This window comes from Amycolatopsis bartoniae, from assembly GCF_014191255.1.
Taxonomy (GTDB): Bacteria; Actinomycetota; Actinomycetes; order Mycobacteriales; family Pseudonocardiaceae; genus Amycolatopsis_E; species Amycolatopsis_E bartoniae.
The window spans coordinates 315,406-340,931 of record NZ_JACHWH010000006.1 but is presented as its reverse complement, the minus strand read 5'-3'; the positions used below and the strand labels follow the sequence as shown (position 1 = coordinate 340,931).

The 25,526-nt window shown below is 70.7% G+C and carries 23 protein-coding genes; 9 read left to right on the top strand and 14 right to left on the bottom strand.

Features of this window, described 5'->3' with window-relative positions; all coding sequences use genetic code 11:
* Positions 1-42: 42 nt before the first annotated feature.
* From FHX82_RS26945 to FHX82_RS26920, 6 genes are all read right to left on the bottom strand, one after another.
* On the bottom strand, positions 43-756 hold the full coding sequence (locus FHX82_RS26945) for a GntR family transcriptional regulator (RefSeq protein WP_145933544.1): 714 nt from the start codon (positions 754-756) through the stop codon (positions 43-45).
* A gap of 3 nt (positions 757-759) precedes the next feature.
* The gene (locus FHX82_RS26940; RefSeq protein WP_145933545.1) at positions 760-1,800 is read right to left on the bottom strand and encodes a Gfo/Idh/MocA family oxidoreductase; all 1,041 of its coding nucleotides are present in this window, start codon (positions 1,798-1,800) and stop codon (positions 760-762) included.
* Positions 1,793-3,136 carry a C-glycoside deglycosidase beta subunit domain-containing protein gene (locus FHX82_RS26935; RefSeq protein ID WP_183176855.1) on the bottom strand — a complete coding sequence of 448 codons (1,344 nt, stop codon included), beginning with the start codon at positions 3,134-3,136 and terminating at the stop codon, positions 1,793-1,795. The genes FHX82_RS26940 and FHX82_RS26935 overlap by 8 nt, the downstream gene beginning before the upstream one ends.
* Positions 3,136-3,972, bottom strand: coding sequence for a carbohydrate ABC transporter permease (locus FHX82_RS26930; RefSeq protein WP_145933547.1), 837 nt, complete (start codon positions 3,970-3,972; stop codon positions 3,136-3,138). Before FHX82_RS26930 ends, FHX82_RS26935 begins: the two co-directional genes overlap by 1 nt.
* The gene (locus FHX82_RS26925; protein WP_221216566.1) at positions 3,969-4,787 is read right to left on the bottom strand and encodes a carbohydrate ABC transporter permease; all 819 of its coding nucleotides are present in this window, start codon (positions 4,785-4,787) and stop codon (positions 3,969-3,971) included. The genes FHX82_RS26930 and FHX82_RS26925 overlap by 4 nt, the downstream gene beginning before the upstream one ends.
* Before the next feature lie 131 nt (positions 4,788-4,918).
* Entirely contained in the window at positions 4,919-6,190 is a 1,272-nt protein-coding gene (locus FHX82_RS26920) for an ABC transporter substrate-binding protein (RefSeq protein WP_145933549.1), read from the bottom strand.
* A gap of 216 nt (positions 6,191-6,406) precedes the next feature.
* Between FHX82_RS26920 and FHX82_RS26915 the strand changes: the two genes are divergently transcribed.
* Genes FHX82_RS26915 through FHX82_RS26905 form a run of 3 tightly spaced genes read left to right on the top strand, consistent with a single transcriptional unit; the run spans position 6,407 to position 9,424 of the window.
* Positions 6,407-6,802 carry a C-glycoside deglycosidase beta subunit domain-containing protein gene (locus FHX82_RS26915; RefSeq protein ID WP_145933550.1) on the top strand — a complete coding sequence of 132 codons (396 nt, stop codon included), beginning with the start codon at positions 6,407-6,409 and terminating at the stop codon, positions 6,800-6,802.
* The gene (locus tag FHX82_RS26910) at positions 6,802-7,884 is read left to right on the top strand and encodes a sugar phosphate isomerase/epimerase family protein (protein WP_145933551.1); all 1,083 of its coding nucleotides are present in this window, start codon (positions 6,802-6,804) and stop codon (positions 7,882-7,884) included. The genes FHX82_RS26915 and FHX82_RS26910 overlap by 1 nt, the downstream gene beginning before the upstream one ends.
* Positions 7,859-9,424 (top strand): GMC oxidoreductase, encoded by a 1,566-nt coding sequence (locus tag FHX82_RS26905; RefSeq protein ID WP_373308534.1) that lies wholly within the window; start codon positions 7,859-7,861, stop codon positions 9,422-9,424. The genes FHX82_RS26910 and FHX82_RS26905 overlap by 26 nt, the downstream gene beginning before the upstream one ends.
* Before the next feature lie 77 nt (positions 9,425-9,501).
* Here FHX82_RS26905 and FHX82_RS26900 read toward each other — a convergent pair whose 3' ends face one another.
* Positions 9,502-10,347: an IclR family transcriptional regulator gene (locus tag FHX82_RS26900; protein ID WP_145933552.1), complete on the bottom strand. Its 846-nt coding sequence runs from the start codon at positions 10,345-10,347 to the stop codon at positions 9,502-9,504.
* A gap of 160 nt (positions 10,348-10,507) precedes the next feature.
* Between FHX82_RS26900 and FHX82_RS26895 the strand changes: the two genes are divergently transcribed.
* Positions 10,508-11,608, top strand: a complete 1,101-nt coding sequence (locus tag FHX82_RS26895; RefSeq protein WP_221216565.1) for an alcohol dehydrogenase catalytic domain-containing protein — start codon at positions 10,508-10,510, stop codon at positions 11,606-11,608.
* On the opposite strand, the gene FHX82_RS26890 is transcribed toward FHX82_RS26895, so the two are convergent.
* Positions 11,595-12,062 carry a MarR family winged helix-turn-helix transcriptional regulator gene (locus tag FHX82_RS26890; protein ID WP_145933554.1) on the bottom strand — a complete coding sequence of 156 codons (468 nt, stop codon included), beginning with the start codon at positions 12,060-12,062 and terminating at the stop codon, positions 11,595-11,597. The two genes, FHX82_RS26895 and FHX82_RS26890, sit on opposite strands and share 14 nt — an antisense overlap.
* Before the next feature lie 70 nt (positions 12,063-12,132).
* Here FHX82_RS26890 and FHX82_RS26885 point away from each other — a divergent pair, with 70 nt between their 5' ends.
* From FHX82_RS26885 to FHX82_RS26865, 5 genes are read left to right on the top strand one after another with little or no spacing between them, the layout of a single operon-like run.
* Positions 12,133-13,950 (top strand): acyl-CoA dehydrogenase, encoded by a 1,818-nt coding sequence (locus FHX82_RS26885; protein WP_229880252.1) that lies wholly within the window; start codon positions 12,133-12,135, stop codon positions 13,948-13,950.
* A gap of 26 nt (positions 13,951-13,976) precedes the next feature.
* Entirely contained in the window at positions 13,977-14,585 is a 609-nt protein-coding gene (locus tag FHX82_RS26880) for a cysteine hydrolase family protein (RefSeq protein WP_145933556.1), read from the top strand.
* Positions 14,582-15,421, top strand: coding sequence for a p-hydroxycinnamoyl CoA hydratase/lyase (locus tag FHX82_RS26875; RefSeq protein ID WP_145933557.1), 840 nt, complete (start codon positions 14,582-14,584; stop codon positions 15,419-15,421). Before FHX82_RS26880 ends, FHX82_RS26875 begins: the two co-directional genes overlap by 4 nt.
* Before the next feature lie 9 nt (positions 15,422-15,430).
* Positions 15,431-16,894, top strand: coding sequence for an aldehyde dehydrogenase family protein (locus FHX82_RS26870; RefSeq protein WP_145933558.1), 1,464 nt, complete (start codon positions 15,431-15,433; stop codon positions 16,892-16,894).
* Between the two features lie 9 nt (positions 16,895-16,903).
* A complete protein-coding gene (locus FHX82_RS26865) occupies positions 16,904-18,403 on the top strand; it encodes a class I adenylate-forming enzyme family protein (protein WP_145933559.1) in 1,500 nt (499 codons plus the stop codon).
* Positions 18,404-18,428: 25 nt separating this feature from the next.
* Here the strand turns inward: FHX82_RS26865 and FHX82_RS26860 are convergent, their stop codons facing one another.
* From FHX82_RS26860 to FHX82_RS26835, 6 genes are all read right to left on the bottom strand, one after another.
* On the bottom strand, positions 18,429-19,466 hold the full coding sequence (locus FHX82_RS26860) for an ABC transporter permease (RefSeq protein WP_183176854.1): 1,038 nt from the start codon (positions 19,464-19,466) through the stop codon (positions 18,429-18,431).
* A gap of 4 nt (positions 19,467-19,470) precedes the next feature.
* Positions 19,471-21,015, bottom strand: coding sequence for a sugar ABC transporter ATP-binding protein (locus tag FHX82_RS37850; protein ID WP_145939147.1), 1,545 nt, complete (start codon positions 21,013-21,015; stop codon positions 19,471-19,473).
* Entirely contained in the window at positions 21,012-22,178 is a 1,167-nt protein-coding gene (locus FHX82_RS26850) for a substrate-binding domain-containing protein (protein WP_145939146.1), read from the bottom strand. Before FHX82_RS26850 ends, FHX82_RS37850 begins: the two co-directional genes overlap by 4 nt.
* A complete protein-coding gene (locus FHX82_RS26845) occupies positions 22,121-23,242 on the bottom strand; it encodes an alpha/beta fold hydrolase (RefSeq protein ID WP_229880251.1) in 1,122 nt (373 codons plus the stop codon). Before FHX82_RS26845 ends, FHX82_RS26850 begins: the two co-directional genes overlap by 58 nt.
* The gene (locus FHX82_RS26840) at positions 23,239-24,441 is read right to left on the bottom strand and encodes an FAD-dependent oxidoreductase (RefSeq protein ID WP_183176853.1); all 1,203 of its coding nucleotides are present in this window, start codon (positions 24,439-24,441) and stop codon (positions 23,239-23,241) included. Before FHX82_RS26840 ends, FHX82_RS26845 begins: the two co-directional genes overlap by 4 nt.
* Before the next feature lie 155 nt (positions 24,442-24,596).
* A complete protein-coding gene (locus FHX82_RS26835) occupies positions 24,597-25,526 on the bottom strand; it encodes a LysR family transcriptional regulator (RefSeq protein WP_145939144.1) in 930 nt (309 codons plus the stop codon).

The following is a 25,526-nucleotide window of genomic DNA, read 5'->3' as shown; positions in this document are numbered from 1 at the left end:
GAACTGGGAGAGACGCCACTCGCCACAGGGCTCAACGCGGCGTCACGCCTCGTCGGGCGGTGGCGCGGCGCGTTCGATCGCGGCGAGCGCGGCTTCGATCGCCCGCCGCACCAGCAGCGCCACCAGGTCGCCGTCCCGCCGCTGAAAGGCTTCCAGGATCAGTTCCGCGAAATGGAGGCTTTCGGCGACGCGGCCCGGCTCCGAGAGGGCACGTCGCCGGGAGAGCGTGCGGAGAAACAGCGAGTTCAGGATCCCTCGCGCCGTTTCGTTTCCGGAGATCTCGACCATGATGTCGAAATACTTGAAGTGGGCCCACCGATAGTCGTCGTCATCGTTGGCCGCGGCGTACTTGCGCAGCGTGTCGACGATCGAGCTGAGCCGCGCCAGATCGCTGTCGGTGGCCCGTTCCGCGGCGATCTTTCCGAGCGCCGACATCAGCTGCGCCCGCACGAAGAAGACTTCGCGGATCTGCTCCGGGCTGAACGCCGCGACGCGCGGTCGCTTGCGGGCCCGCATTTCGACCAGGCCCTGCGACTCCAGCAATGCCAGGGCCTCGCGGACAGGGATCCGGCTGACGCCGACCTGGCTGGCCAGTTCGACGCTGTTGAGATCCTGCCCCGGGACGAGGCGTCCCTGGAGGATGCCGAGCACGACCCAGACGACGGTGTCGACCACGGCGGGCTCACGGCGGTCGGAAAGTTTCAGGAGCTCCATCAGCTCGTCGGGTGCGTCCATCAGCGCCGCTCGGTCAACCATCGCTCATCGTCCTTCCCCCAGGGCCACCACTCGTGATTCCGCGCTCGATCGCCTGGCGGCGTCGATGACGTGCATCGTCGCGATTCCTTCCGCTGCCCCCACCGGGGGGTCGCCGCCGTCGGCTACCCAGTTGACCACACCGTCGTAGAAGGCTTGCCAGCGTCCGCGTTCGCCCCGGACTGGCAGCGGCGGTCCGGATCGGCGTTGGATGAACCAGCCGGAGTCGTCCGGCATCCCCCATCCGTCCGCGCCGGGTGTCATTCCTGCCGCGAGCTGGTCCTGCTGCCGGTCCGGTGCTTCCAGCGTGATCCGGGTGTCCTGGGCGGTGAGTTCGAAGCGGGGCGACTGGGCATTGCCGACCGGGCCCATCGACAGGTGGGACCGGCTGCCGTCCGCGTGCCGCAGTGCGAGGAACACGTCGTCCTCTGCGATCGCGGCGCTTCGGCGCGTGTCCAGTTCGGCGTAGACGGCTGTGACGGGGCCGAGGAGCGTGATCGCCTGATCGATGAGGTGCGAACCGACTTCCAGGAGGATCCCGCCACCGTACGGCCGGTTTCGCCAGCCGTCCCGTACGGTGGGCTGCCACCACTGGAGCCGGGACTGCAGCCGCACCGGTCCCGTCCACGCGTCCTCCGAGCGCAGTCTTTGCAGGGTCAGGAAATCGCTGTCCCACCGCCGGTTCTGGAAAACTGTCAGGAGGTCGCGGTGCGGGAGCTGTCTCGCCTCGTCCAGGTTCGGGGCCATCGGCTTTTCCAGCACTACGCGGACACCGAGTTCGAGCAGCTTCCCGACCGTATCGGCGCGGTATTCCGGGGGTATCGCCACCACCGCGACCGCACAGTCGCCGACCACGTCGAGGTCGCCCGTGACGTGCGCGTCCGGGCAGAGCTGCCGCGCCTGGCCGGTGTGCTCGGAGCTGTTCGTCACGATCACGTCGAGACTCAGGTCCGGATGTGCGGAGATCAGCGGGCGATGGATGCCGGCTCCGGAGCCGCCGAACCCGACCAGCGCGACCGGCAGCCGGCCGGTGTGCGGCCTAGGCATCGGACAGCTCCGAGATCATGCGGCGGTGCTCGGCGAGCTGCCCGAAGGTGTCCGGCGCCTCCTGCCAGAGATGCCCTTCGAACTCGCTCATGAGGTAGCCGTCGAACTGTGCTTTCGACAGTTCCGCGAGCACGTCCCGGTAGGAGATCGCGGGCTCCTGGCCGCCGTGCATCTCGTAGAACTTGCCGTGGACGATCCGCGTGAACGGCAGGACGTCCGGCAACCAGCCGGTGCCCGAGCGCCGGAACAACCGGTACGCGCGCTGGGCAACACGCGCCGCCTCGTCGCCTGCCCCGGTTCCGGCCAGCTCGGCCTGCAGCACGGGCAGCGGCGTACCGGCGTGCCAGCCGTTCTCGATGGTCCGGGCGATATCGCCGGGCAGCCGTGCGGTGAACCCGGCCGGTAGTGACCGCATCACGCACGACAGGTCCAGGATCAGCCCCAGCCGGGAGGAGTGCAGCCCGTGCAGCAGTTCGAGGAGCGTCTGGACATCCGTGTCGTGCGCGGTTTGCGCGTGCAGCTCGGTCAGAACGACGAGGTCACGCCGATCGGCGGATCCGGCCAGCCGCTCGAGGAGCCGCGGCGGTGCGTTGAGCCGGACATACCTGCAGCCGAGTGCTTCCGCGATCGTCAACTCGTTGTCGGCCCAGCGCAGAAGGTCGGTGTCGTCGACGGTGCCGTCCGTCGATCGCCCGGGATCGAGAAAGGCGTCGTAGCACAGCGGAACGAGGCCGGTCTCTCGCACCATGCCCGAGAAACGGTCCAGCCATCGGGGTTCGGGCGCCGGATAGCCCTCGACCACCTGGGCGCCGAGGAGCTCGACGGCCGCGTAACCGGCTCTCGCCACCTCCTGCAGGCAGGACCGGAGTGAACGACCACGCCGGAGCTCACCGCCGAAGCTGAACGTGCACACCCCCAGCGGCCAGCGGGCCTCGCGCGGCTCCGGCAGTCGCACTGAGGCGCGCGATGTCCGCCGCACCCAGTCGGGACCTCCGCCGTCGGGCATCCGCAGGGTCAGCTCGACGCTGACCACCGTCCCGGCCGGTGGCACAGGGCCACCGGCCGGAACGCCGACCGACAGCGTTTCCTCGACCGCCCAGTAGCGATCGGGCATCGTCCGCAGGGCGGACAACGGCACCAGCCGACCGCCGAACTGGGCGAGCAGGTCTGTTTCGGGGATCACCTCGCCGTCCAGCGTCAACAGGACTTGCTCGACGCACGACACGGGCAGCGCTCGGAACCACGGCAGCCGGACGCACACCGACCAGGCGAACACGCTGTGGTCGCCGGGAAAGTGCCGCTTCGCGGACAGGCCCAAGGTATAGGGATCGCCCATCACTTGATACCGCCGGTGAAGCCCTTGACGAGTTTCCGCTGGGTGAGGACGAAGAACGCCAGAACGGGGAGCACGGAGAGCACGACGCCGGCGAACACATAGTTCCATTGCGTGCTGAATTCGCCGACGAAGCCGTAGATGGCGACGGGGAGGGTCTGGTTGGCCGTGCCGCCGAGGAAGACCAGCTGGGCGAAGAAGTCGTTCCAGACGAACAAGGCCGTGACCACCGCCACCGTGGCGGTGACCGGGGCCAGCAGCGGGAACACCACGCGCCAGAAGATCCGCAACGGGGTGGCACCGTCGACGAGAGCCGCTTCCTCGTAGTCCCTGGGCAGTGCCCGGATGAAACCGGCGTAGAGGAAGATGGCGGTCGGCATCTCGAGCCCGGTGTAGAGCAGGATCATGCCGAGGTACGTGCCGACCAGACCGAGCTCGCGCAGCGCCACGAACGCCGGGATGAGCCCGAGCTGGTAGGGCAGCACGATGCCGATCACGAACGTCACGTAGAGCCCGTTGCTGAGCCGGCCGGCGTGCCGCGCGATCGCGTAGGCACCCAGCGACGCGAGCACGACGATCACGACGACGCTGCCGCCGGTGATGATCAGGCTGGAGAGCAGGCCGTGCCCCATCCCGTTGGTGGGGTCGGACCAGGCGTCCGAGAAGTTGCTCAGCTGCGGATGCGTGATGGGCAGGGCCAGCGACCGGTGCTGGACCGCGTCGTCGTCCTGTAGCGACAGCGCGACGATGAGGTAGAACGGCACCCACCAGATCGCGGCGGCCACGAGCATGACGATCTCGCGGGCGAAAGTCCTCGGGCGGTAACGAAGCCGGCTCATTCGGTGTCTCCTCGCCGTCGGAGGACGAAGATCTGCAGCAGGGCGACCACCGCGATCAGCACGGTCAGCACGAGCGCGATCGCCGCGCCGTAGCCGTAGTTGCCGTTGGCGAACGACTGGCGGTAGACCTGTGTCGCGAGTGTCTCCGTTGCTTCTGCGGGACCGCCGCCTGTCAGGCCGATCACCTGGTCGAACACCCGCAGCGTCATGATCGTCGGGAGCGCGACGGCGATGGTGACCGCCGGGTTGAGCATGGGCAGCAGGACGTGGCGGAACCGGGCGAAGTGCCCCGCGCCGTCCAGCTCGCTCGCTTCGAGGACCTCGTCGGGTATTCCTTGCAGCCCGGACAGGTAGATGATCAGGCAGAGGCCGGAGAGCTGCCAGACGAGCACGATGAGGATGGTCCAGATCGCCCAGTGCGGGTCGGCCGTCCAGACATGGCGCCAGCCGGACAGCCCGACCCAGCCGAGGACCCGGTTGAGCAGCCCGTCGTAGTCGAAGATGTAGGCCCACACGTACGACACGGCCAGCGGCGTGATGGCGAACGGCGCGAAGAACATCGACCGCAGCAGGTGGCGGGTCTTCAGGAGGCGGTTGAGCGCCAGTGCCAGCAGCAGTCCGATGACGTTGGACAGGAGCACGCCGAGACTGGCGAGGATCAGCGTGTTCCAGAGGGCCTTGCGGGCCACGTCGTCGGAGAAGATCTGCTTGAAGTTCGCCAGGCCCACCCAGGTCGCGTCGACACTGACGCCGTCCCAGCTCGTGAACGCGTAGTAGGCGCCGATCGCGACAGCCACGTAGCGGAGCAGCGTCACCGGAACGAGGGCCGGCAGCACCCACAGCCTCGACAGCTTTAGGCCCGGGACCCGGCCAGACCGGCCACGACTCGCCGGGCCGGCTGACCGGGTCTCGGGTTCGGCCTGGATGGGCCGATCGTTGCGGACGGTCACCTCGACGCGCCGTCCCATGCCTGGTCGGCGTCCCCGAGAACCTGCTCGGCCGACTTCTGGCCGGTGAACAGCCCCTGGGCGCTGGTCGCCAGTTGCTGCGCGACGTTGGCGGTCGGCCAGGCCAGGTAGTTCAAGGTCAGCGCCTTGTCGGCCGTCAGGTACGGCTTCAGCGGAGTGAGGACGTCGGTGTAGACGTCGCTTCCGTCGGCAGCGGCCCCGGGTGCGATCGTGCCCGCGGTCTGGGCGTAGGTGGCCCGCTGCGCGGGCTGGCCCAGGAAATCGATGAGCTTCTGCGCCAGTGCGGGGTTGCCGGCCTTGGCGTTGACCACCAGGGCGATGCCGCTGCCCGCGGACACCTTGGTCTGCGCGGCGGTGTCCGCGGGGAAGGCGAACGAGGAGAACTGGAAGGACTTCGGCGCGGCCGCGCGCACCTGCACGATCGCCTGCGCCGGCATGACCTGCATGGCGGCCTGGCCCGTGGCGAACCGCTGGATGTGCACGGGCGCCTTGACGCCGGCGACATCCGTGGAGAAGCACTTCGCGTCCTTCATCTTCTGGATGTCCGAGATGACCTTCTGCCAGGACGGGCTGGAGGCGAACGTGGTCTTCTTGTCGGCGCGTTCGGTGTTCCAGTCCGGGTCGGGACCGAACACGTCGTTCGCGGCGATGGTCTGGACCAGAATGCTGACGTTCTGGAACGATGCCCCGGCCAGGCTGATCGGGGTGACGCCCGTGGCGGCGAGCTTGGTGCACGCGGCCGTCAGCTCGGCGAACGTAGTGGGCACCGAGACGCCGGCCTTGCTGAACATCTCGGGGTTGTAGGCCACGAAGAACGGTGCCAGGTCGGTGGGGTACCCGTAGATCTTCCCGTTGAGAGTGACCAGCTTCTTCGTGCTGTCCGGTAGTGAGGCGGCCCAGGAGTTCGCACTCAGGTCAGCCACCTGGCCGCCGGCCGCGAGTGTGAGGGCCGCGAGGCCACCGCCGGTGCCCGGCGTCGTCTGGATGACGTCGGCGGCGTGACCGGCCTGTAGCCGGGTCTGGATCAGCTGCGGATAGGAGTCGTTCGGCGTGTACTGGGCGTCGATCTTGACGCCGGGGTTGGCCTTTTCGAAGGCCTCGAAGAGCGGCTGCCAGATGCCCTGCTCGGATGTCTGACCGCTGAAGGTGATCGTGTTCGGGTCAGCGTCGCCGCCGGAGGAGCACGCGGCCACCAGGCTCACGATCGCCGCGGCCGCCAGCCCGAGGCAAACACGGGTTTTCTTGATCATTTCACGTCCGACCTCATCGTCGTGCCTGTCGCCCGCGGAGCGGGTCCGCAGCGCGGTGTAGTGCCGACGACCCTAGAAGCCAAAAGCTCGACTGTCTACACTTGAACCAAAGATCCCGGGCCCGGTTCGTTGATAGCGCCGATAATCTTGTGAAGTGTATATCGTTGCGTTACCGTCAGCGTGGCTCACGGGGGTGATGCCGGAAAAGAGGTTGTGGTGTTTCCAGAACGTTTGATCGAGGCCGGGACGGTTCGCCCGACGGCGAAGGGCTTCTGCGCCGGGCTCCGCCTGACCTGGTACCGGGCGCTGCCACTGTCCTGCATTGAACGGATCACCGTGACGGTCGACGGCACCGAAGTCCCGGACGACGCGATCAGCCTGAGCGTGGCGGCTACCGGTCCGCTGTCCGTCCCGGACATGGCGTCGCTGACCGACACCTGGTGGTACGTCCTCGACTCGGCGTTGCTCACGGTGGACTCCGCCGTGGCCGCCGCGCCCGGTGAGCACGAGGTGACCGTCGTGCTGGGCCTGTACATCCCGTACCTGCCGGTGGACGGCTCGCCCCTGGTCAATCTCGATACCTGTTCTGCGCGCTTGAAGGTGGCAGCCTGATGACGAACGAGACCACGTCCCGCGGCCCGGAGCTGGCCACCACGCTCTACAGCGTCACCCGGGACTTCCACGGCCGTCGCATCTCCTTCGAAGACGCCGCCCGGCGCGTCGCCGAGTTGGGGCTCGGGCCTGGGCTGGAGGTCGTCGGCTTTCAGAGCTTCCGGGGCTGGCCCCGGCTGTCGGAGGAGCAGATCAGCGCGTTCCGTTCGCTGATCGACGAAACCGGGCTCGTGGCGGCCTGTATCGGGGCGAACGCGGACGCCGGGATCCGGCGGGACCGGCTGCTCACCCCGGACGAGCTGGTCGCCTACATGGAGGCGCAGATCGTCATGGCGCGCAAGCTCGGCTTCCCCGTCGTGCGCGTCCAGTACTCACTGACGCCGGACGACATGGAACGGCTGCTCCCGATCGCCGAACGCGAAGACGTCAAGCTGGGGATCGAGATCCACGCCCACCACTCGCCGCGTCACCCGATCATGGCCGCCCTGCGGGAACGCTACGAGAAGCTCGGCTCGCCGCGTCTGGGGTTCATCCCCGACTGGGGCAGCAGCATGCGGCGGCTGCCGCCGAGCCGGCTCGAGGTGGGCCGGCGGAACGGCCTGCCGGAAAGGTACATCCAGCGCATCGAAGAGAGCTGGCTGGCGCAGCACGAGCGCGGGCCGATCCTGGACGACTCGGCACTGCCGGAGATGTACCGTGCGGCCTACCGGATTCTCGACGAAGAGGGCGTCGGCGCCGAGGGGCAGCCGCTGGCCCGCAACTCCATCGGGCTGTTCGGGCACGCGAAGCCAGCGGACTGGGCACTGGTCGCGCCCTGGACGGTGCACATGCACGGCAAGTTCTTCGACATCGACGCGTCCGGGGACGAACCCTCGGTGCCCGTGAAGGACATCCTGCGCGTCTTCATCGACAGCGGCTACACCGGTTACATCTCCAGTGAGTGGGAAGGCTGGCACTGGAACGTCACCGACGATCCGTGGGACATGATCGCCCGGCACCAGAAGCTGGAACGGCGTGTCATCGCCGAACTGCTGGAGCAGGACGCAGCGCGGGGGAGTGAGGCGCTCGACAGTGGACGGTGATCCGCACGGCACCGCCCGCCGCTCCCTGCCGTCGCGGGCGGACGTTCTGGTCGTCGGCAGCGGACCGGTCGGCGCGACCTTCGCCCGGGAACTGTACGACGCGGCCCCCTGGCTGTCGGTCCTGATGGTCGAGGCGGGGCCACGACTCACCGACAGCCTCGGGGCGAACGTGCGCAATCTCGATGCCGGGAACCGGCGCCGTGCCCAGGATCTCGCCACCCGCTGGACGGGCCAGGAAACCTCGGACACCGGCCGTGCCGGTGGCCGGCTCGCGGCACGGCCCGGCACCTTCCTGCTGCGGGAGGCCGGTATCACCGGTGACGACGACCAGACCGGCATGCCGGCGGCCGCACTGTCCGCGAACGTCGGCGGGATGGGCGCTCACTGGACCTGCGCCTGTCCGAAGCCCGGCGGCTCGGAACGGATCGGCTTCCTCGAGGATTCGTTCGACGACGCGTTCGACCGCGCGTGCACGCTGCTCGGCGTCACCACCGAGGCTTTTCCGGACACCGACACCAGCCGGGAACTGCGGCGCACGCTGTCGAACCTGTTCGACGCGGGACGCCCCGCCGATCGCCGCGTCCAGCCGATGCCGTTGGCCTGCACCCCAACCGGGCACGCACTGCCCCACTGGTCCGGAGTGGACACCGTGCTGGGTCCTCTGGCGCGCGGGCAGCATGAGCGCTTCACCCTGGCGGCCGAGACGGTCTGCCGCCGGCTGCTGCACGAGTCCGGCCGTGTGTCCGGCGCGATCTTGGCCGATCGCCACTCGAACGAAACGCATCTGGTGCGGGCCCGGTTCGTCGTGGTCGCCGCCGACGCGCTGCGCACCCCGCAACTGTTGTGGGCATCGGATATCCGCCCCCGGGCACTGGGCACGCACCTCAACGACCAGCCGCAGATCGTGAGCGCGCTGGCGTTGCGAGACACGGCCGCGGGTCCCTCGACCGCGGCGGACGACCGCAGGGAACTGCTGAGCGGCGTGCTGTGGATCCCCTTCCATGAGCCGGACTTCCCCTTCCACACCCAGGTCATGCAGGTCGGGACCACGCCGATCGAGATCCCCGGCGCCGACGTCCAGCACCGGCCGGTGGTGACCTGGGGCCGGTTTACCACCAAGGACATCCGCGCGGAGGACCGCGTCGAGTTCTCCGACACCGAGCTGGACGAATTCGGCATGCCCGCGATGACGATCCACTATGGACTGAGCCGGCGCGACCGGGACACCATCGCCCGTGCCGAGCGGGACATGATCGCCCAGGCCGCCGCGATCGGCGACTTCTTCCCCGGCAGCGAGCCGCGCCTGTTGCCTGCCGGCAGTTCCTTGCACTACCAGGGCACTGTGCGAATGGGGGAAGTCGACGACGGCACGTCCGTCTGCGACCGGGACAGCCGCGTGTGGGGATTCGAGAACCTCTACGTGGCCGGGAACGGGGTCATCCCCACCCCCACGGCGTGCAATCCCACCGCCACCTCCGTGGCGCTGGCGGTGCTGGCGTCCCGTCACCTGGCCGGGCAAGTCTCCATGGGCGCTCGGTGATCTCGGCTCGCACAACACGCTGAACCTGCTCGTCGAGGAGATCTGGCCGCCTGGCCTCCGACCGGCCCGCGAGACCTTCACCCGCGAGGAGGCGCGCCTGTTCGCTCACGAGGTGATCCCGGCGCCGAGGAACCGGTCAGCCGCGCGCTGATCGCCGCGACCGGGCGCTGCTGCGCCAGCGCGCGGGCGATGCCGAAGGCGGCGGCCAGCACGGCGGTGCTCCACTTGCGGCCCGGTCCGTCCCCGGCGGGCAGGACGACCGACACCGCGGCCACCACCTCCTGGGACGGCCCCGGGACGAGAGCCGCGCAGGACACGGCGCCCAGGCTCATCTCCTCGGTGGCCAGTGCGAACCCGCGTCGCCGTGTCTCGGCCAGCTCACGGCGCAGCACGCGAGGCGAGGTCAGGGTGTGCGGCGTGTACGCGGGCAGCGGGTGTGCGAGCACCCGGGACTGGACGCCGGCCGGAGCCGAAGCGAGCAGGGCCTTACCCACGGCGCTGGCGTGCAGGGGCAGCCGCCCGCCGACCCGCCCGACGGTCTCCACCGCGCGCGCCGCCGAGATCTTCTCGACCAACAAGGCGTCCGTGCCGTCCAGCACGGCGAGCTGCACGTGCTGGCGGGTGAGGTCGAACAGGCCCTGCAGGAAGGGCATGGCGGTCTCCCGCAACCCGTAGCTGCGGCGTGAGCGCGCCGCGATCTCCCACAACCGGATGCCCACGGCGTAGTCACCCCGGTCGGTGCGTTCCAGGCCGCCCCAGGCGACCAGCTCCCGCGCTATCCGGTGCACCGTGCTGGACGGCAGGCCGGTGGCCCTGGCCAGCTCGGACAGCGACATCGCGATCCGGTTGCCCGCGAAGGCGTCCAGGATCATCGACGCCTTCGCCACGACCGTCAGCCCGGGAACCCCGTTGTTTCCCGACATGGGTCCTTGATATCAGGTTCCTTGATACATGGAAAGGGAAGAAGCTGCCCACTGGCCGGAACGCGGGTGTCCGTGCGCACGGGCGCCGGGTCATGGTTGGCCTGCCGCGGCTCGACGGGGAGCCCGGTCGTGACGACGGTGAGGGATGACTGTGTCCACAATGATGAGAGCGGCACGGATGCACGGCGTCGGTGAGCCGATGGTCCTGGAGAACGTCGCGAAGCCGACCGCCTACGGCTCCGACGTGGTGGTGCGGGTCGAGGCGTGCAACATCGTGCCGAACCTGGCGAACATCCTCGTCAACTGGACCACGTGGTTCCCGCAGAACCCGCTGCCCGGGCTGCCCGCGATCTTCGGTCTCGACCCGGCCGGGGTCGTCGAGGAGGTCGGCGCGGACGTCCACGGCTTCCAGCCGGGCGACCGCGTGTACGTGAACCCGGGCCGGCACTGCGGAGACTGCCCCGCCTGCCGCCGTGGTGAGCACATCGACTGCGAGAGCTACGCCTTCGCAGGCTACTTCGGCTTCACCGCCTCGTCGACGAAACTGCTCGACCGCTACCCCTACGGCGGGCTGGCCGAGTACCTGCTGGCCCCGGCGTACAGCCTCGTCCGCCTGCCCGAGTCGATCAGCTTCGCGCACGGGGCGCGCTTCGGCTATCTTGGCACGGGCTATTCCGCGCTGCGCAAGGCCGCGGTGGGCGCGGACACCACGCTGCTGATCAACGGCGTCTCCGGCACGCTGGGCCTCGGCGTGGCCCTGTTCGCACTGGCCATGGGCGTGCCCAGGATCTATGGCACGGGGCGGAACAAGGCGCTGCTCGACCGGGTCCGTGCGCTGGCCCCGGACCGGATCGAGACGCATTCGACGCTCGACGGCCCGGTCGACGCCTGGGTGCGGTCGCGGACCGGCCGCGGAGTGGACGTCTACATCGACGCCCTGGGGCCGGGCGCACCGCACGAAGGGCTCATCCAGGGCATCGCCTCGCTGCGGCGTGGCGGCCGCGCGGTCAACATCGGTGCGACGGCGGGGATGGTGCCCTTCGACGTCCACCACATCATGGACCAGCAGCTGAGCTTCCGGGGTTCGATCTGGTTCACCGCGGGTGAAGGCCAGCAGATGGCGCAGCTCGCCGACAGCGGGCTGGTGGACCTGTCGGTGTTCGAGAACGTCGTCTTCCCGCTCGAGAAGGTCAACGACGCCATCTCCGGGGTGGAGAACCGCAACGGCGGCTTCAGCAACTTCGTCATCAGTCCCCGCTAGCCCGGGCGTCGTCCCCGGCCAGCGCGCTGGAGCATTTGCGCAGCAGGCGGGCCAGGGTGCGCTGTTCCGCGGCGCTGAGGTCGGCGAACATCCGCTTCTCGACCTGATCGGCGCGTTCCTCGCACAGGCGCAGGCACTCCAGGCCGTGGTCGGTGAGGAAGATCCCGAGCTGCTTGCGGTGGTGGGGCAGGCTTTCCCGCCGGATCAGGCCCTTGCGCTCGAGCGTCGCCACCATCTGGTTCATGGCCTGGGCGGAGGTGAACGCCATGCGGGCCAGCTCGGCCGACGTGGTGCCCGGCCTGGTCAGCAGCGAGCTGAGCGCGGCGTACTGGGGCGTGGTCAGTCCCACCTCGCCGGTGGCCTCGTCGAGGTGGGAGCGCACCGCCTGTTCCAGGCGCTTGACGAGGTAGGTCACGCGGGGTTGCGAGCGGGAGGTGTCCTCGGGGCCGTTCATGCTTGACAGAGTATCAAGGGCCTTGATAAACACGGGTATCAAGGTTCTTGTCACAAGGAAGTGGGGAGCCGTGAGCAGTCACTACCGGGCCAACGTCCGGGACATGGAGTTCGTCCTGTTCGAGCTCCTCGGGTCTCGGGAACGCTACGCCGGGGCTGCCTTCGGGGAGATCGACCAGGCCGCCGCGCACGCGGTGCTGACCGAGGCCGAGCGGTATGCCAGCGGGAAGCTGGCGGGCACGTTCAGCGACGTGGATGCCGAGCCACTGGCGTTCGACGTGGCGGAGTCCGCGGTCCGCCTGCCCCAGGCGTTCCGGGAGACGGCGCTCGACTACCTCGAGTCCGGCTGGCTGGACCTGGAGCTGCCCCCGCGCGACGACGAGGAGGTCGTGCCGCCGTCGCTGCGGTGGTGCGTGACCGAGCTGATGCTCGGTGCCAACCCGCCGGTCCCGATGGGGCTCAACGTGATCGCGCAGGTCGTGCGGTTGCTCACGGCACACGGGACGGACGAGCAGAAGCGGCTGGCCGAGCTGATCCGCGACCGGCGGTGGATGGTCACCATGGTGCTGACCGAACCCGACGCGGGCTCGGACGTCGGCGCGGCCAGGACGCGTGCCCACCCGCAGGAGGACGGCTCCTGGCACATCGAGGGTGTCAAGCGGTTCATCACCTACGGCGACCACGACCTCACCGAGAACATCGTCCACCTGGTCCTGGCTCGTCCGGCCGGCGTCGAGGGCGCCGGCGGCCCCGGCACCCGGGGGCTGTCGCTGTTCGTGGTCCCCAAGTTCCACGTCGACCTGGACACTGGGAAGTGCCTGGGACGCAACGGGGTCCGGGTCACCGGACTCGAGCGCAAGCTCGGGCTCAGCGTGAACCCGACGTGTGAGCTGACGTTCGGCGTGGACGAGCCCGCCGTCGGCACCCTGCTCGGCGACCGGCACGCCGGGATCTCGCAGATGTTCGAGATCATCAAGCACGTCCGGATGCTCGTCGGCGTCAAGGCGATGGCCACGCTTTCCACCGGCTACCTCCACGCGCTGGACTACGCCAGGTCCCGCGTCCAGGGGCGCCCGGTGTCGGCGAAGGACGGGCCGCCGGTTCCGATCGTCGAGCACCCCGACATCCGCCGGTCGCTGTTCGCCCAGAAGGCCCACGCGGAGGGGATGCGGGCGTTGATCCTCTACGCCGCCTCCCAGCAGGACAGGGTCGAGCTCGCGCGGCACGCGGGGGTTTTCGACCAGGCCGCCGACGTCCGTCACCAGCTGCTGCTGCCGGTGATCAAGGGCTACTGCTCGGAGACCGCGTGGCGGTTGCTGGGACAGGAGTCGCTGCAGGTCTTCGGCGGCTCCGGGTACCTCAAGGACTACCCGCTGGAGCAGTACGTCCGCGACACGAAGGTCGACGCCCTGTACGAGGGCACCACCGGTATCCAGGCGCTCGACCTCGTGGGCCGGAAGATCGTGCGCGACGACCGCGCCGCGCTCGACGCCCTGCTCGCGGAGGTGTCCGCGACCGCCGAAGCGGATCTCGCGGGTTTCGAGACCGAATGCGGGCTGCTGCGCACCGCGCTGGCGGACTTCGAAGCGCTGACCGCGCTGGTGGTCCGGCGGTGGACCTCGGCGGAGGACCGCGCGCTGGCCGCCCAGGACTGCACCCCGTTGCTGATGTCCTTGGGAGACCTGGTGATCGGGTGGCTCTCGCTGCGCGCGAGCGTCACCGCGCAGGCGGCACTGGCCGGTGCGGCCGGGGAGCGCGAGTTCTACCTCGGCAAGGTCGCCGCCGGCCGGTGGTTCGCCCGGTACGGCCTGCCCCGGGTCTCCGCGGCGCTGCGAGGAGCCGAGCACGCCTCACCGGTCTTCACCGAGCTGCCGTCCTCGGCCCTCTGACCGTCCACAACGCACTGGAGCGTGCCATGAACCCCAGCACCACAGCCCTTGTCAACGTCCACTGGCAGCGCGACATCGTCACGCGGGAGGGCGCGTTCGGCCCGTTCTTCGCCGACGAGGTCGAGGGGCGTGACGCCGTGAAGCACGCGGCGCAGGCGCTGGCCACCGCCCGGGAGCAGGGGGCGCTGGTCGTCTACGCGCGGGCCGCGTTCCGGCCCGGCTACCCGGACCTCGTCCAGAACTGCGCGCTCTACGAGCAGGTGGCCGCCACGCAATGCCTGCAGGAGGGCAGCGAGGGCGCCGAAATCATCCCCGAACTCGCCCCGCGAACGGGAGAGCCCGTCATCACCCACGCCCGCATTTCCGCCTTCCAGGGCACCGAACTCGACCTGATCCTGCGCGCCCGCGGAATCACCCACGTCCTCGTCACCGGCGTGGCGACCAACGTGACCGTGGAAGGCACCGCCCGCGACGCCGTGGGCCTGGGATACCGCACGGTCCTCGTCGCGGACGCCTGCGCCGCGGCCGACGAGCGGGCGCACGACGCCACGCTCGCCACCTTCGGGCTCCTTGGCTCGACCCTGAACTCCACCGACCTCGCCGACGCCTTCACCACCGAGGAGATCGCTGAATGACTACCGACCTGACCGAGCTCCCCGGCGGCGACACCGTCCGCGTGGAGATCGACGACGACGCCATCGGCTGGGTGTACTTCAACCGCCCGGAGAAGCGCAACGCCATGAACCCGGCGCTCAACGTCGAGATGTTCGAGGTGCTCGACGCGCTCGAAGGGGACGACCGGGTCCAGGTCGTGGTGCTGACCGGCGCGGGCAGCGCCTGGTCCGCCGGGATGGACCTGAAGGAGTACTTCCGGGAGACCGACGGCAAGCCGCGGTGGGTGCAGAACCGCGTCCGGCGCCAGGGCACGGACTGGCAGCACCACAAGCTGATCAGCTACCCGAAACCCACGATCGCCATGGTGAACGGCTGGTGCTTCGGCGGCGCTTTCGTGCCACTGGTCTCGTGCGACCTCGCCATCGCCGCCGAGGACGCCCAGTTCGGACTGTCCGAAGTCAACTGGGGTGTCACGCCGGGGAACCTCGTCACGCGCGCGCTCGCGGAGGTGATCCCGACCCGGGACGCGATGTACCACATCATGACCGGCAAGCCCTTCGACGGCCGCAGGGCCGAGCAGATGCGCCTGGTCAACGAGGCGGTGCCCGCGGACCGGCTGCGGGAACGCACGGTCGAGCTGGCCCGCGAGCTCAGCAGCCTGAGCCAGTGGGTGGTGCGCGGCGCGAAGATGGGGTTCCGCCACTCCCGGCTCATGTCGTGGGAGGCGGCGGAGGACTTCCTCTACGCCAAGCACGACCAGGCGATCCTCTACGACGAGCAAGCCCGCGCGAAGGGCATGCAGGGCTTCCTCGACGACAAGACCTACCGCCCGGGACTGAGCACCTACGAGAGCTAGGAGAACGTGATGAGTGAACAGCCGCACGATGTCCGGCTCCTCGTCGGCGGGGAGTGGAAACCCTCCGCGTCGGGCGCGACGATCACCACGACGCAGGCCACCACGGGCGAAACCGTCGCCCGGGTCGCGGCCGCGACCGGTGAGGACGTCGACCGGGCGGTCGAAGCGGCCGCCGCGGCCGCCGACACCTGGGCCGCGACCACCCCGGGGCAGCGCCGCGACGTCCTGGAGGAGGCGGCCCGGGTGCTCGCCGGACGCGGCGACGACATCACGGCGCTGATGTCCCGCGAGATGGGCGCGGCCTCCGGGTGGTGCCGGTTCAACCTGCACGTGGCGGTCGGCATGCTCCGTGAGGCCGCCGCGCAGACCTACTCGGCGGTGGGAGAGGTGATCCCCTCGGACGTGCCCGGGCTGACCGCGCTGGGGGTCCGCCAGCCCGCCGGGGTCACCGTGGGCATCGCCCCCTGGAACGCGCCGCTGATCCTGGGAGTCCGGGCCGTGGCGATGCCACTGGCCTACGGGAACCCGGTGATCCTCAAGGCGTCCGAACAGACACCGGGCACCCACGCGGAGATCGCCCGCGCCCTGCACGACGCGGGTGTGCCCGCCGGGGCGATCGGCCTGGTCACCAACGACGCCGCGGACGCACCCGCGATCGTCGAGCGGCTGGTGGCCCACCCCGCCGTGCGGCGCGTCAACTTCACCGGCTCCACCCGCGTCGGCCGGATCATCGGCGAGCTGGCCGGCAAGCACCTCAAGCGGGTGCTGCTGGAGCTCGGGGGCAAGGCGCCGATGCTCGTCCTGCGGGACGCCGACCTGGACGCGGCGGTGGACGCGGCCGTCTTCGGCGCCTTCATGAACCAGGGGCAGATCTGCATGTCCACCGAGCGGATCGTGGTCGCCGCTGAGGTGCTCGACGAGTTCACCCGGCGGCTGGCCGCCCGCGCCGGTGCCCTGAAGATCGGCGACGCGGCCGATCCCGGTACCGAGATCGGGCCGATGGTGCACGAGCAGGCCTGTGCGCACGTCGAAGCGCTCATCGAGGACGCCACGGGCAAGGGAGCCCGGCTGCTGGCCGGAGGTGCGCGCAACGGCCTGTTCTTCGAGCCGACGGTCCTGCGCGGCGTGACACCGGAGATGCGGATCTACCACGAAGAATCCTTCGGGCCGGTCGCCTCGGTCATCGAAGCCGGCTCCGAGGACGACGCGGTCGCCATCGCCAACGACACGCGGTACGGGTTGTCGAGCGCCGTCTTCAGCACCGACGTCGCCCGCGCGCTCGAACTGGCGAAGCGGATCAGGTCCGGCATCTGCCACATCAATGGTGCGACCGTCCACGACGAACCCCAGATGCCCTTCGGCGGCGTGGGCGACAGCGGGTTCGGGCGGTTCGGCTCCCGGGCCGCGCTGGAGGAGTTCACCGAGCTGAGATGGCTCACCATCCAGGCCGGCAGCCGGCACTACCCGATCTGAGCGACGGCCATGGATGCTTGGGGTCTGCGCTACGGCGAGCTGGTCGAACGGCGCGCGGAGCGCCAGCCGCACCGCCCGGCGATCGTGCACGAGGGGCACACGCTCACCTACGGCGACGTGGGCACGCGCATCGGCTGGTTCGCGGATGTCCTGCGGGCCAGGGGAGTGAGCCGGGGCGACCGGGTGCTGTGCGTGAGCGAGAACCGGCCGGAACTGCTCGTGGCCGCTTACGCCTGCTCGCGGATCGGAGCGGTTTTCGTGCCGGTGAACGTCGCGTCACCGGTGCCGGAGCTGGAGTTCGTGCTGGCCGACGCGACGCCCGTCGTGGTGTGCGCCGGAGCCGAAGCGCGCCAGGTGTGGTCGGGTGACGTGCCGGGTCTGCCGCCGGTGGTGGACCTGGCCGCCGCGCCCGGCCCCGCCGGCGCCCCGGGCGAAGCCGTCGACGTCGGTCCGGACGACGCGGCGGTCATCTGCTACACCTCGGGCACGACCGGCAGACCGAAGGGCGTGGTGCTCACTCACCGCGCGCTGCACTGGAACAGCCTGAACACGTTGCTGGGGCTCGACATCGTCTCCGGCGACGTCGCGCTGGTGAACACGCCGTTGTTCCACACGGCGGCGCTGAACACGCTGGCCACCAACACGTTGTACAAGGGCGCCACCGTGGTGCTCCAGCGCGGGTTCGACGCGGGGGAGTGCCTCGAGGCGATCGAGACGTATGGGGTGACCATCATGTTCGCGGTTCCCACCATGCTGGCCCTGGTCGAGCAGGCGCCGGGGTTCGACGGAGAACGGGTCCGGTCGCTGCGGTGGGTGCTCAGCGGTGGGGCGCCACTGGCGCCGGAAGCCGCTGCGCGGTGGCAGGGCAGGGGAGTGCCGGTGATCGCCAGTTTCGGGCTGAGCGAGGCCGGACCGTCGGTCACCTTCCGGCGCCCGGACGACGTCGCGGGCAAGGCGGCTTCGTCCGGTCCTCCCGCGCCCTTGACCGGAGTGCGTGTCGTGGACCGCGACGGTGCGCAGCTGCCCGATGGGGAAGTCGGCGAAATCGTGGTCACCGGGCCGCACGTGGCCCCGGGGTACTGGAACCGACCCGGCGCGACGCGGGAAACCTTCCGCGCCGATGGCCTGCACACCGGCGACCGCGGTTACGTCGACCCCGACGGGGACCTCGTGATCGTCGGCCGGCTCAAGGACACGATCATCACCGGCGGCGAGAACGTCGACCCGGTCGAGGTCGAGCAGGCGGTGCTCGCCCACCCCGCCGTGGCGGAGGCGGTCGTGGTCGGGGTTCCCGATCCGGTGTGGGGCGAACGGGTCGCCGTCGTCCTCGTGCCGGCCGCCGGCGCGGTACCCGACATCGAGGAGATCCGCGGGTTCCTGAGCGAACGGCTGGCGAAGTACAAGGTCCCCCGGCTCTTCGAGCTGTGGCCCGGCATCCCGAAGACCCCGGTGGGCAAGATCCGGCGCGCCGACGTCCGGATACGGCTGACCGGAGCGGACCGAGCCTGACCGCGGCGCGCCCTTCCTCCGGCGGTCAGCCGGCCAAGCCTTCGCGGCGCCGTCGCAGGTAGCTCGACAGGCCGACCGCCACCAGCAGCGCGACGCCGTTGAACAGCTGGTCCACCCAGCTGTCCGCGCCGCTGAGCGTCAGGCCCGAGACGCTCGCCGCGACGAACAGCACCCCGACGACGGTGCCCGGAACGTTGAACCGCCCGGGCTGGAAGCCGGTGGTCCCGAGGAACGCCGCCGTGAGCGCGGGGAACAGCAGCGAGGTGCCGCTGTCGGGATTGGCCCCGCCCGTCCGCGCCGTGAGCACGATCCCGGCGATCGCGGCGAGCACGCCGGAGAGCACGAAGGCGGCCCGCGTGTAGCCGCGTTGCGGCAAGCCGACCAGCACGGCCGAGCGCGGGTTGGAGCCGAGGGCGTAGAGGGACCGGCCGTAGGGCGTGTGCGTCAGGACGTACCAGGCCAGCACCAGCACCACCAGGACGACGAACACGACCAGCGGCAGGCCGAGCCAGGTGGTCGAGCCGAAGGCCGTCATCCCGCGGTCGATCCCGATGATCGCGAGGCCGCCGGTGTACCACTGGACGATCCCGTTGAGCGCGGTCGCCATGCCCAGCGTCGAGACGAAGGCGTTCATGCGGAACCGGGCCACGACCACACCGTTGACGAAGCCGACGAGCGCCCCGGCGGCCAGCGCGAGCAGGCAGGCCGCCCACGCGGGCAGCCCGAAGCGGCTCATCGCGGCGGCGCACACCACGCTGGAGAACACCGCGTTGGCCCCGGCCGAGAAGTCGAAGTGCCCGCAGATCAGGGGAAACAGCAGGGCGCCGGCGACCAGCAGCACCACGGACTGGTTGGCCAGCACCACGCTGATGTTCGCGGTGGTGGGGAACAGGCCCCGTGTCACCGGGAAGACGGAGAAGAACAGCACCACGAGGACGAGCAGCGCTGGCAACGCGAGCCGTTCGAGGTGGTGCAGGGCGGCCGACGGGGGCCGGGGCGCGGGTGCGTCGCCGGGTGGCGCCGCGGGGGCGGTGGACGGGGCGGAGCTGGAAGACGGGGGCATCGGCTCAGTTCCTCGTGGAGGTGGATGGGGGTGGCTCGGTGCCGAGTACGGCGGAGGCGATCTCGTCGCGCCGGGTCGCGGCCGGGTCGAACTCGCCGGTGACGGTGCCGCCCGCGAGCAGGAGGATCCGGTCGCAGAGCAGGAGCAGCTCGTCGAGGTCGGTGGAGGCCACGAGGATCCCGCAGCCGCGCGCCGCCAGGTCCCGCAAGGTCTCGTAGATCTCCGCCCGGGACATCACGTCGACACCCTGGGTCGGCTCGTCGAGCAGCAGCAGTGACGGGTCCCGGCGCATCCGGGCCGCGAGCACCAGCTTCTGCTGGTTGCCGCCGGACAGCTTGCCGACCGGCAGTTCGATCCCGTCGGCCCGCACGGCGTGGCGTGCGACGAGCGCTTCGGTCTCCCGCCGTTCGCTCCGGCGGTCCAGGTACAGCCGGTGGCGCCAGTACCGGGACAGCACGGGGGCGGAAGCGTTCTCCCGCACGGTCAGGTCGGCGAAGACGCCCTCGGCGTGGCGGTCTTCGGGAACGAGGCCGACACCGGCGGCCAGGCCGTCGCGCGGCGAACGGGGAGCGTAGGGGTGACCGGCGAGACGCATCGACCCGCCGGTCACCGGCACGTCGCCGAAGACGGCGCGCAGGAGCGTCGACTTCCCGGCGCCCGCCAGGCCCGCGAGACCGACGATCTCGCCGCGGCCCACGGTCAGGTTCACCTCGTGCACGCCACCGGCACTGAGCCGGGCCGTCACCAGTACCGGTCCGCCGGCGTGCGAGGACCGCGTGCGGTGGGCCGGTTCCGCGAACCGCTCGCCGGCGATCAGCGCCGAGATCTCCGCCGCTCGCAGTCCCGGCCCGCTGTGCTCGCCGACGACCCGCCCGTCGCGCAGCACCGTGAGGGCATCGGCCACGTGCTCGACCTCGCCGAGGCGGTGGCTGACCAGCACGATCGTCTGCCCCCGGTCGGCGCGCCGCCGCAGCGCCGCCATCAGCTCCCGCGACTCCTTCTCCGGCAGCGTGGCGGTCGGTTCGTCCAGCAACAGCACGTGCTCGGTGGCGACCTGGTCGGCCAGGGCCCTGGCGACGGCGACCATCGTCTTCTGGCTGGGCCGTAACGACCCCACGACGTCGCGTGGGCGGACCCGCAGGTCGTAGTCGTCGAGGACCGCGGCGACCTGGCGGTGCAGCGCCGGCCACCGGATCCGGCCACCCGCGGCGAGCGGGAAACCGCTTTCGAGGGCGAAGTTCTCCGCGACTGTCAGGTCGTCGAACAGCCCGAGGTCCTGGTGCACGAAGCGCAACCCGGCCGCCCGCGCCCGGGGCGGAGCCATGCCGGCGAGCTCCAGGGTCCGGCCCTGGACGGTCACGACACCGCTGTCGGCCCGGTGCACCCCGGCCAGGCACTTGATGAGCGTCGACTTGCCGGAGCCGTTGCCGCCCAGCAGTGCGTGGATGGTGCCGCCGCGGACGGTCAGCTCGACCCCGCCGAGCGCGACGGTACCGCCGAAGGTCTTGGTGACCGAGTGGGCGGCGAGAGCGGGTGCCGGCGCTGTCATCCGCGGATCCACACCTTCCGGTACAGCGCCCGGAAGTCGACCGCCGGGACGTAGCCGAACGGCTGACCGGCCGCGGGCAGGTTGCGGTCGGCGTCGACGGCCTGCAGCCCGATGCCCGCGGGCCGCACCTGCTGCCCGGCCAGCACGCGCAGCGCGGTGTCGACGGCGCTCCAGCCGTCCCAGATCTGGTCGAAGGCGACCGTGGCGTCTTCGCCCTGCCCGCCCCGGATCAGGTCGAGGCTGGCCTGCTGGCCGAACGCGCCGACCACGGTCAGCTGATCGGTGCGGCCGGAGGACTGGATGCCCTGGGAGATGCCGGACGGGAACCAGGCGTCCAGCGGAACCGAGACGGCGTTGACGCCGGTGGCCTTGACCAGTGCCGAGGAGAACTTCTGCCCGAGCGCCCCCGAAGAGACGTCAGCGTTGGTCAGCTGCAGCTGCTGCACCACGGAACAGCCCTGGCAGGTGGCCAGCCGGGCCTCCAGCCCCTCTTTGATCCACCGGCCCCACAGGGAGTCGGCGAAGCTGACTTCGAGCACCTTCGCCGAGCCGTTGGTGCGCCCGATGAGGTAGTCGGCCTGCAGGGCGCCGAGCTTGTTCCACCACTGCTGGTTGCTCATGCCGTCGAAGCGCTGCGTGGTGGCGCTGAACAGCTTCTCGCCGCCCTGCGCGTCGCAGTCGTTGGCGCCCACACCGATGGTGGTCACGTGCGCGTCGCGGGCTTCCCGCAGCGGGCCCTCGAAGCTGGAGCAGTCCTGGCCGATGACGAAGATGACGTCCGCGTGCTGGGCCACGCCCTGGCGGATGCAGGAGGACCACCCGTCGGGGTTGAGCTTGCCGTCGCAGATGCTGGTGTCCCAGCCGATCGCGCCGGTGGCCTCCCGCACCGCGTCCGCGGACGTCGAGCAGGTGGGCAGTTCCTGGCCGCAGCTCATGACCCAGGCCTTGACCCCGGACCGGACGGGTACCGGTTCCGTGGGTGGTGCGCCCGTCACCCCGGTGTAGGCGGCGGCGAGGGCGTCCCGGGCCGCACCGGACGCGGGGGCGGCGGAAGTCCCGCCGCCGCTGGAGCCGACGGTGCCGGTACCGCAGGCGGTCAGGCCGATCAGCGTGAGGATTCCGGCCGCGACCGGCCAGGCTCGGCTCCGGAGGAAGGTGCGCATCTGTTCTCCTTCGGTCGGCGGCCGTCGTCGTCGACGGGCCGTGGGGAGGCATCCGGGTTGTCGGTACCGGGCGGGAAGCCGGTGCCCTCGGGGCCGTCGAGCCCGCGGTCGGCGAGCCAGCCGGTGATCACGGCGAGGACCTCGGCGTTGTTGCTCTCGAGCATCATCCCGTGGCCGTTCCCGTGAATGCCGGCGTTCTCGAGGCGCAGCAGGGCGGGGGAGCAGCCAGCCTGCGTGAGGAACTCCACGAGGTGGCCGTCGAAGAGCCGGAAGGGCGAGGCCTGGGCGGTCACCACCGCGATCGGCAGCCGGGCCAGGGACGCCAGCCGCCGGGCGGGTTCCTCCTGCAGCACCTTGGGCACGGGGCCGGCGGGGTCTGTGTGCGTGTGCAGCTGCCCGGGATCGGAGATCGGCGGGTCGTAGGTCAACGGTGCCGCCGCCAGGCCCCAGGGCAACGGGGTGCCGGGCTGTCCCGTGAAGGGGGGCCCGAGCGTCTCGACGGCGACGAAGGCGCGAACGAGCTCCGGCCGTGCGTCGGCGGCCAGCCAGGCACCGGGGCCGCCCGCGGAACTGGCCAGCAGAACGGCGGGTCCGGTCCGCTCCAGCAGTGCGGTCAGCCGGTCGCGCTCCAGGGCGTGCGCCGCCGCGGTGTCGGTCGCCGACGGTCCCTGCGAGGCAGCGAACTGGGCGAAGATCTCGTCGGAACCGTCCGCGGCGCCGGGCCACCGGGTGTTGGCGGGACCGAGGAACAGCTCACGCAGCCTCTCCTCGCCGAAGGTGGGTGCCAGTGGACCGAGCACGGCGGGGTCGGCCGGCGAACGGCCGTGGCCCGGCCGGTCGACGACGAACACCCGGTGACCGGCGGCGGCGAGCAGCGGTGCCCAGCCGGGACGGCCGTCGGGCGTGAGCAGCCAATCGGTGCCCTGGCCGCCGCCCCCGTGGACGAGCACGACCGGGACGCGCTGCCCGGTGCCCTCCGGAGCCAGCTCCTCGACCCACATGGGGCCGCGTTGCACGCCGGCGACCACCTCACCGGTGATCCAGAAGCCACGCCGGGTGCTCACCGGCCGCTCGCGGAACCGAGCAGCGATGGCGTCGCCATGGCCCGCATGGTGAGCTGGTCCTCGCGACGGGCGTCAGGATCGCTGGACAGGTGCCGCAGGTGTGCCAGTGCGGCCTCCTTCGCCGGCCCGGGGGGTGTGTCGAACACCAGCCGCTTGGTCTGCGTAGCGCGGGGGGAGACCAGGTCGAGGAACACCTGGCGGCGCGCGTGGGCGTACGCGTCGAGCACGGTCTCGTCGGCTCGTCCGGTGACGACGGCCGCCAGCGCCTCGCTGAGCACGAAGCTGTCGAGGAACCCCGTCGTGAGGCCGAGTGCGCCGATCGGGTTCGTGAGGTGGGCGGCGTCGCCGGCGAGGAGCACCCGGCCGGCGCGGAAGGTCGTGGCCGCCCGCTGGTGGATGCGGTAGGGCGCGAACTGCACGAGCTCGTAGTCCCCACCGCCCGGCAGTGCCGTGGCGTAGTGCTCGTGGATCCGCTGCTCGAGCCCTTCGTCGGGCAGGTCGCCGGCCTCGCGGAAGGTGAACCGCCACAGGCCCGAGTCGTTGATCAGGGCGATCACCGCGCCGTAGACCTGGTCGATGCGCCAGCTCGCGATTGGCAGTCCGTGCGCGGTGAAGTCGTAGCGGAGGTTCGTCGAGATGAACCGGTCGGGCCAGGTGAACCCCTCGAATCCGAGACCGAGGCTGCGCCGCACGGTGCTGTGTGCCCCGTCGGCGCCGACGAGCCAGCCGGCCCGCACCGTCTCTTCACCCGCAGTGGTGCGCAGGTGCACGGAGACGCCGTCGTCGTCCTGGGCGAGTCCGCTCAGTTCGGTGCCGTACCGGACCTGCACGCCGGGAAAGTCGGCCAGGCGGCGCAGCAGGATCTCGCTGACCTGGTCCTGTCCGATGTGGAGCGCGTACGGGTGTGCGACCACGCCTTCGAGAGTGTCGACGAGCTGCGGGAAGTGCTCGCCGGTTTCGTGGTCGAGGAAGGTCACGCCGGGCCCGCGCACGGCCTCGGCCTTCAGGTCGTCGAGCAGCCCGAGCCGGTCGAACCCTTCCAGGACCGGGAAGAGGTAGACCATCGCCCGCGGCGAGGTCCCGACGGAGGTGTCCCGGTCGATCACGAGCACCTCGGGAACCCCGGCCCGGGCGAGGCCGAAGGCGGTCGCGAGGCCGACAGGGCCGCCACCGGCGACGATGACGGGGGGAGTGGACACGGGAAGCTCCTGTCTGACCCTGGTGCCGGAGTGCGTTCTGCGGCAGGGCCGGACCGGCCTCGGCGCCGCCCGCACAGCGTCGCCCAGCCCGCGGACCTGGTCCAATGCCACTTCTGCACTTCCTGATGCACGCGGTGCATCAGGCCGCTCGCGGCTCAGCGTGCCGGCGAGGGGGCCTCGGCCCCAGGGACCAGGTGCAGTGAGCGGCGCACGACTGAAGCGGCGATCTCGGCGAACGCCACGGCACCGGGGTGGAACGCGGTGGCCGGATGGACGACCGCGGCAGGCAGGAGGTGCCGGGTGCGGAGGGGCACCGCGCGGACCCCGGGATGGCGGGTCCCGCGTGGCGCGGAGGCCGGAGCGAGGGCGATCAGCCGGCGGTAGGCCACCGCGGCGAAGTACTCGGTCTCGTTGCGGGCGTAACCGCCGATGGTCGCAGACGTGCCCCCGCGTTGTTCGACGAACAGCCACGAAGCGCCCCACTCGGCCGGAATGCGCGGCGGGTGCGCCACCCAGGGGTCGGCGAAGAAGTCGCTGACGTCGGCCGCCCCGGTGCTCGCCCGAGGGTCGCCCTCGGGCACCAGGACCACCATGGGTTCGTCGAACAGCGGCACGGTGCGCAGGACCGGCAGGTGCACGGGCGAGCGCAGCAGGGCGACGTCGAACTGGCCGGAGAAGAGCGGATCGATGCCGTGCGCGAAGTCGGCGTCGCGCACCTCCAGCGCCGTGTCCGGGTAGCGGTCGCAGAAGGTCCGCAGCACGGGGTGGGTGAGTTCGGCCAGCCCGTTGCCGTAGATGCCGACGCGCAGGCGCCGGCTGGAGGCGGCCGACAGCGCGTGCGCGGTGTAGGCCAGCTCGTCGGCACCGGAAAGGATCGTCCGCGCCCGTTCCAGCAGCTGGGTGCCGTGGGTCGTCAGCTCCACGTGCCGCTTGTCGCGGACGAACAGCTGAACGCCCAGCTCGCGCTCCAGGGCCGCGATCGACCGGGTGAGCGCGGGCTGGCTCAGGTGCAGCCGCTCCGCGGCCACGCGGAAGTTCAGCGTGTCCGCGACGGCGGCGAAGTGCCGCAGGTTCCGCAATTCCAT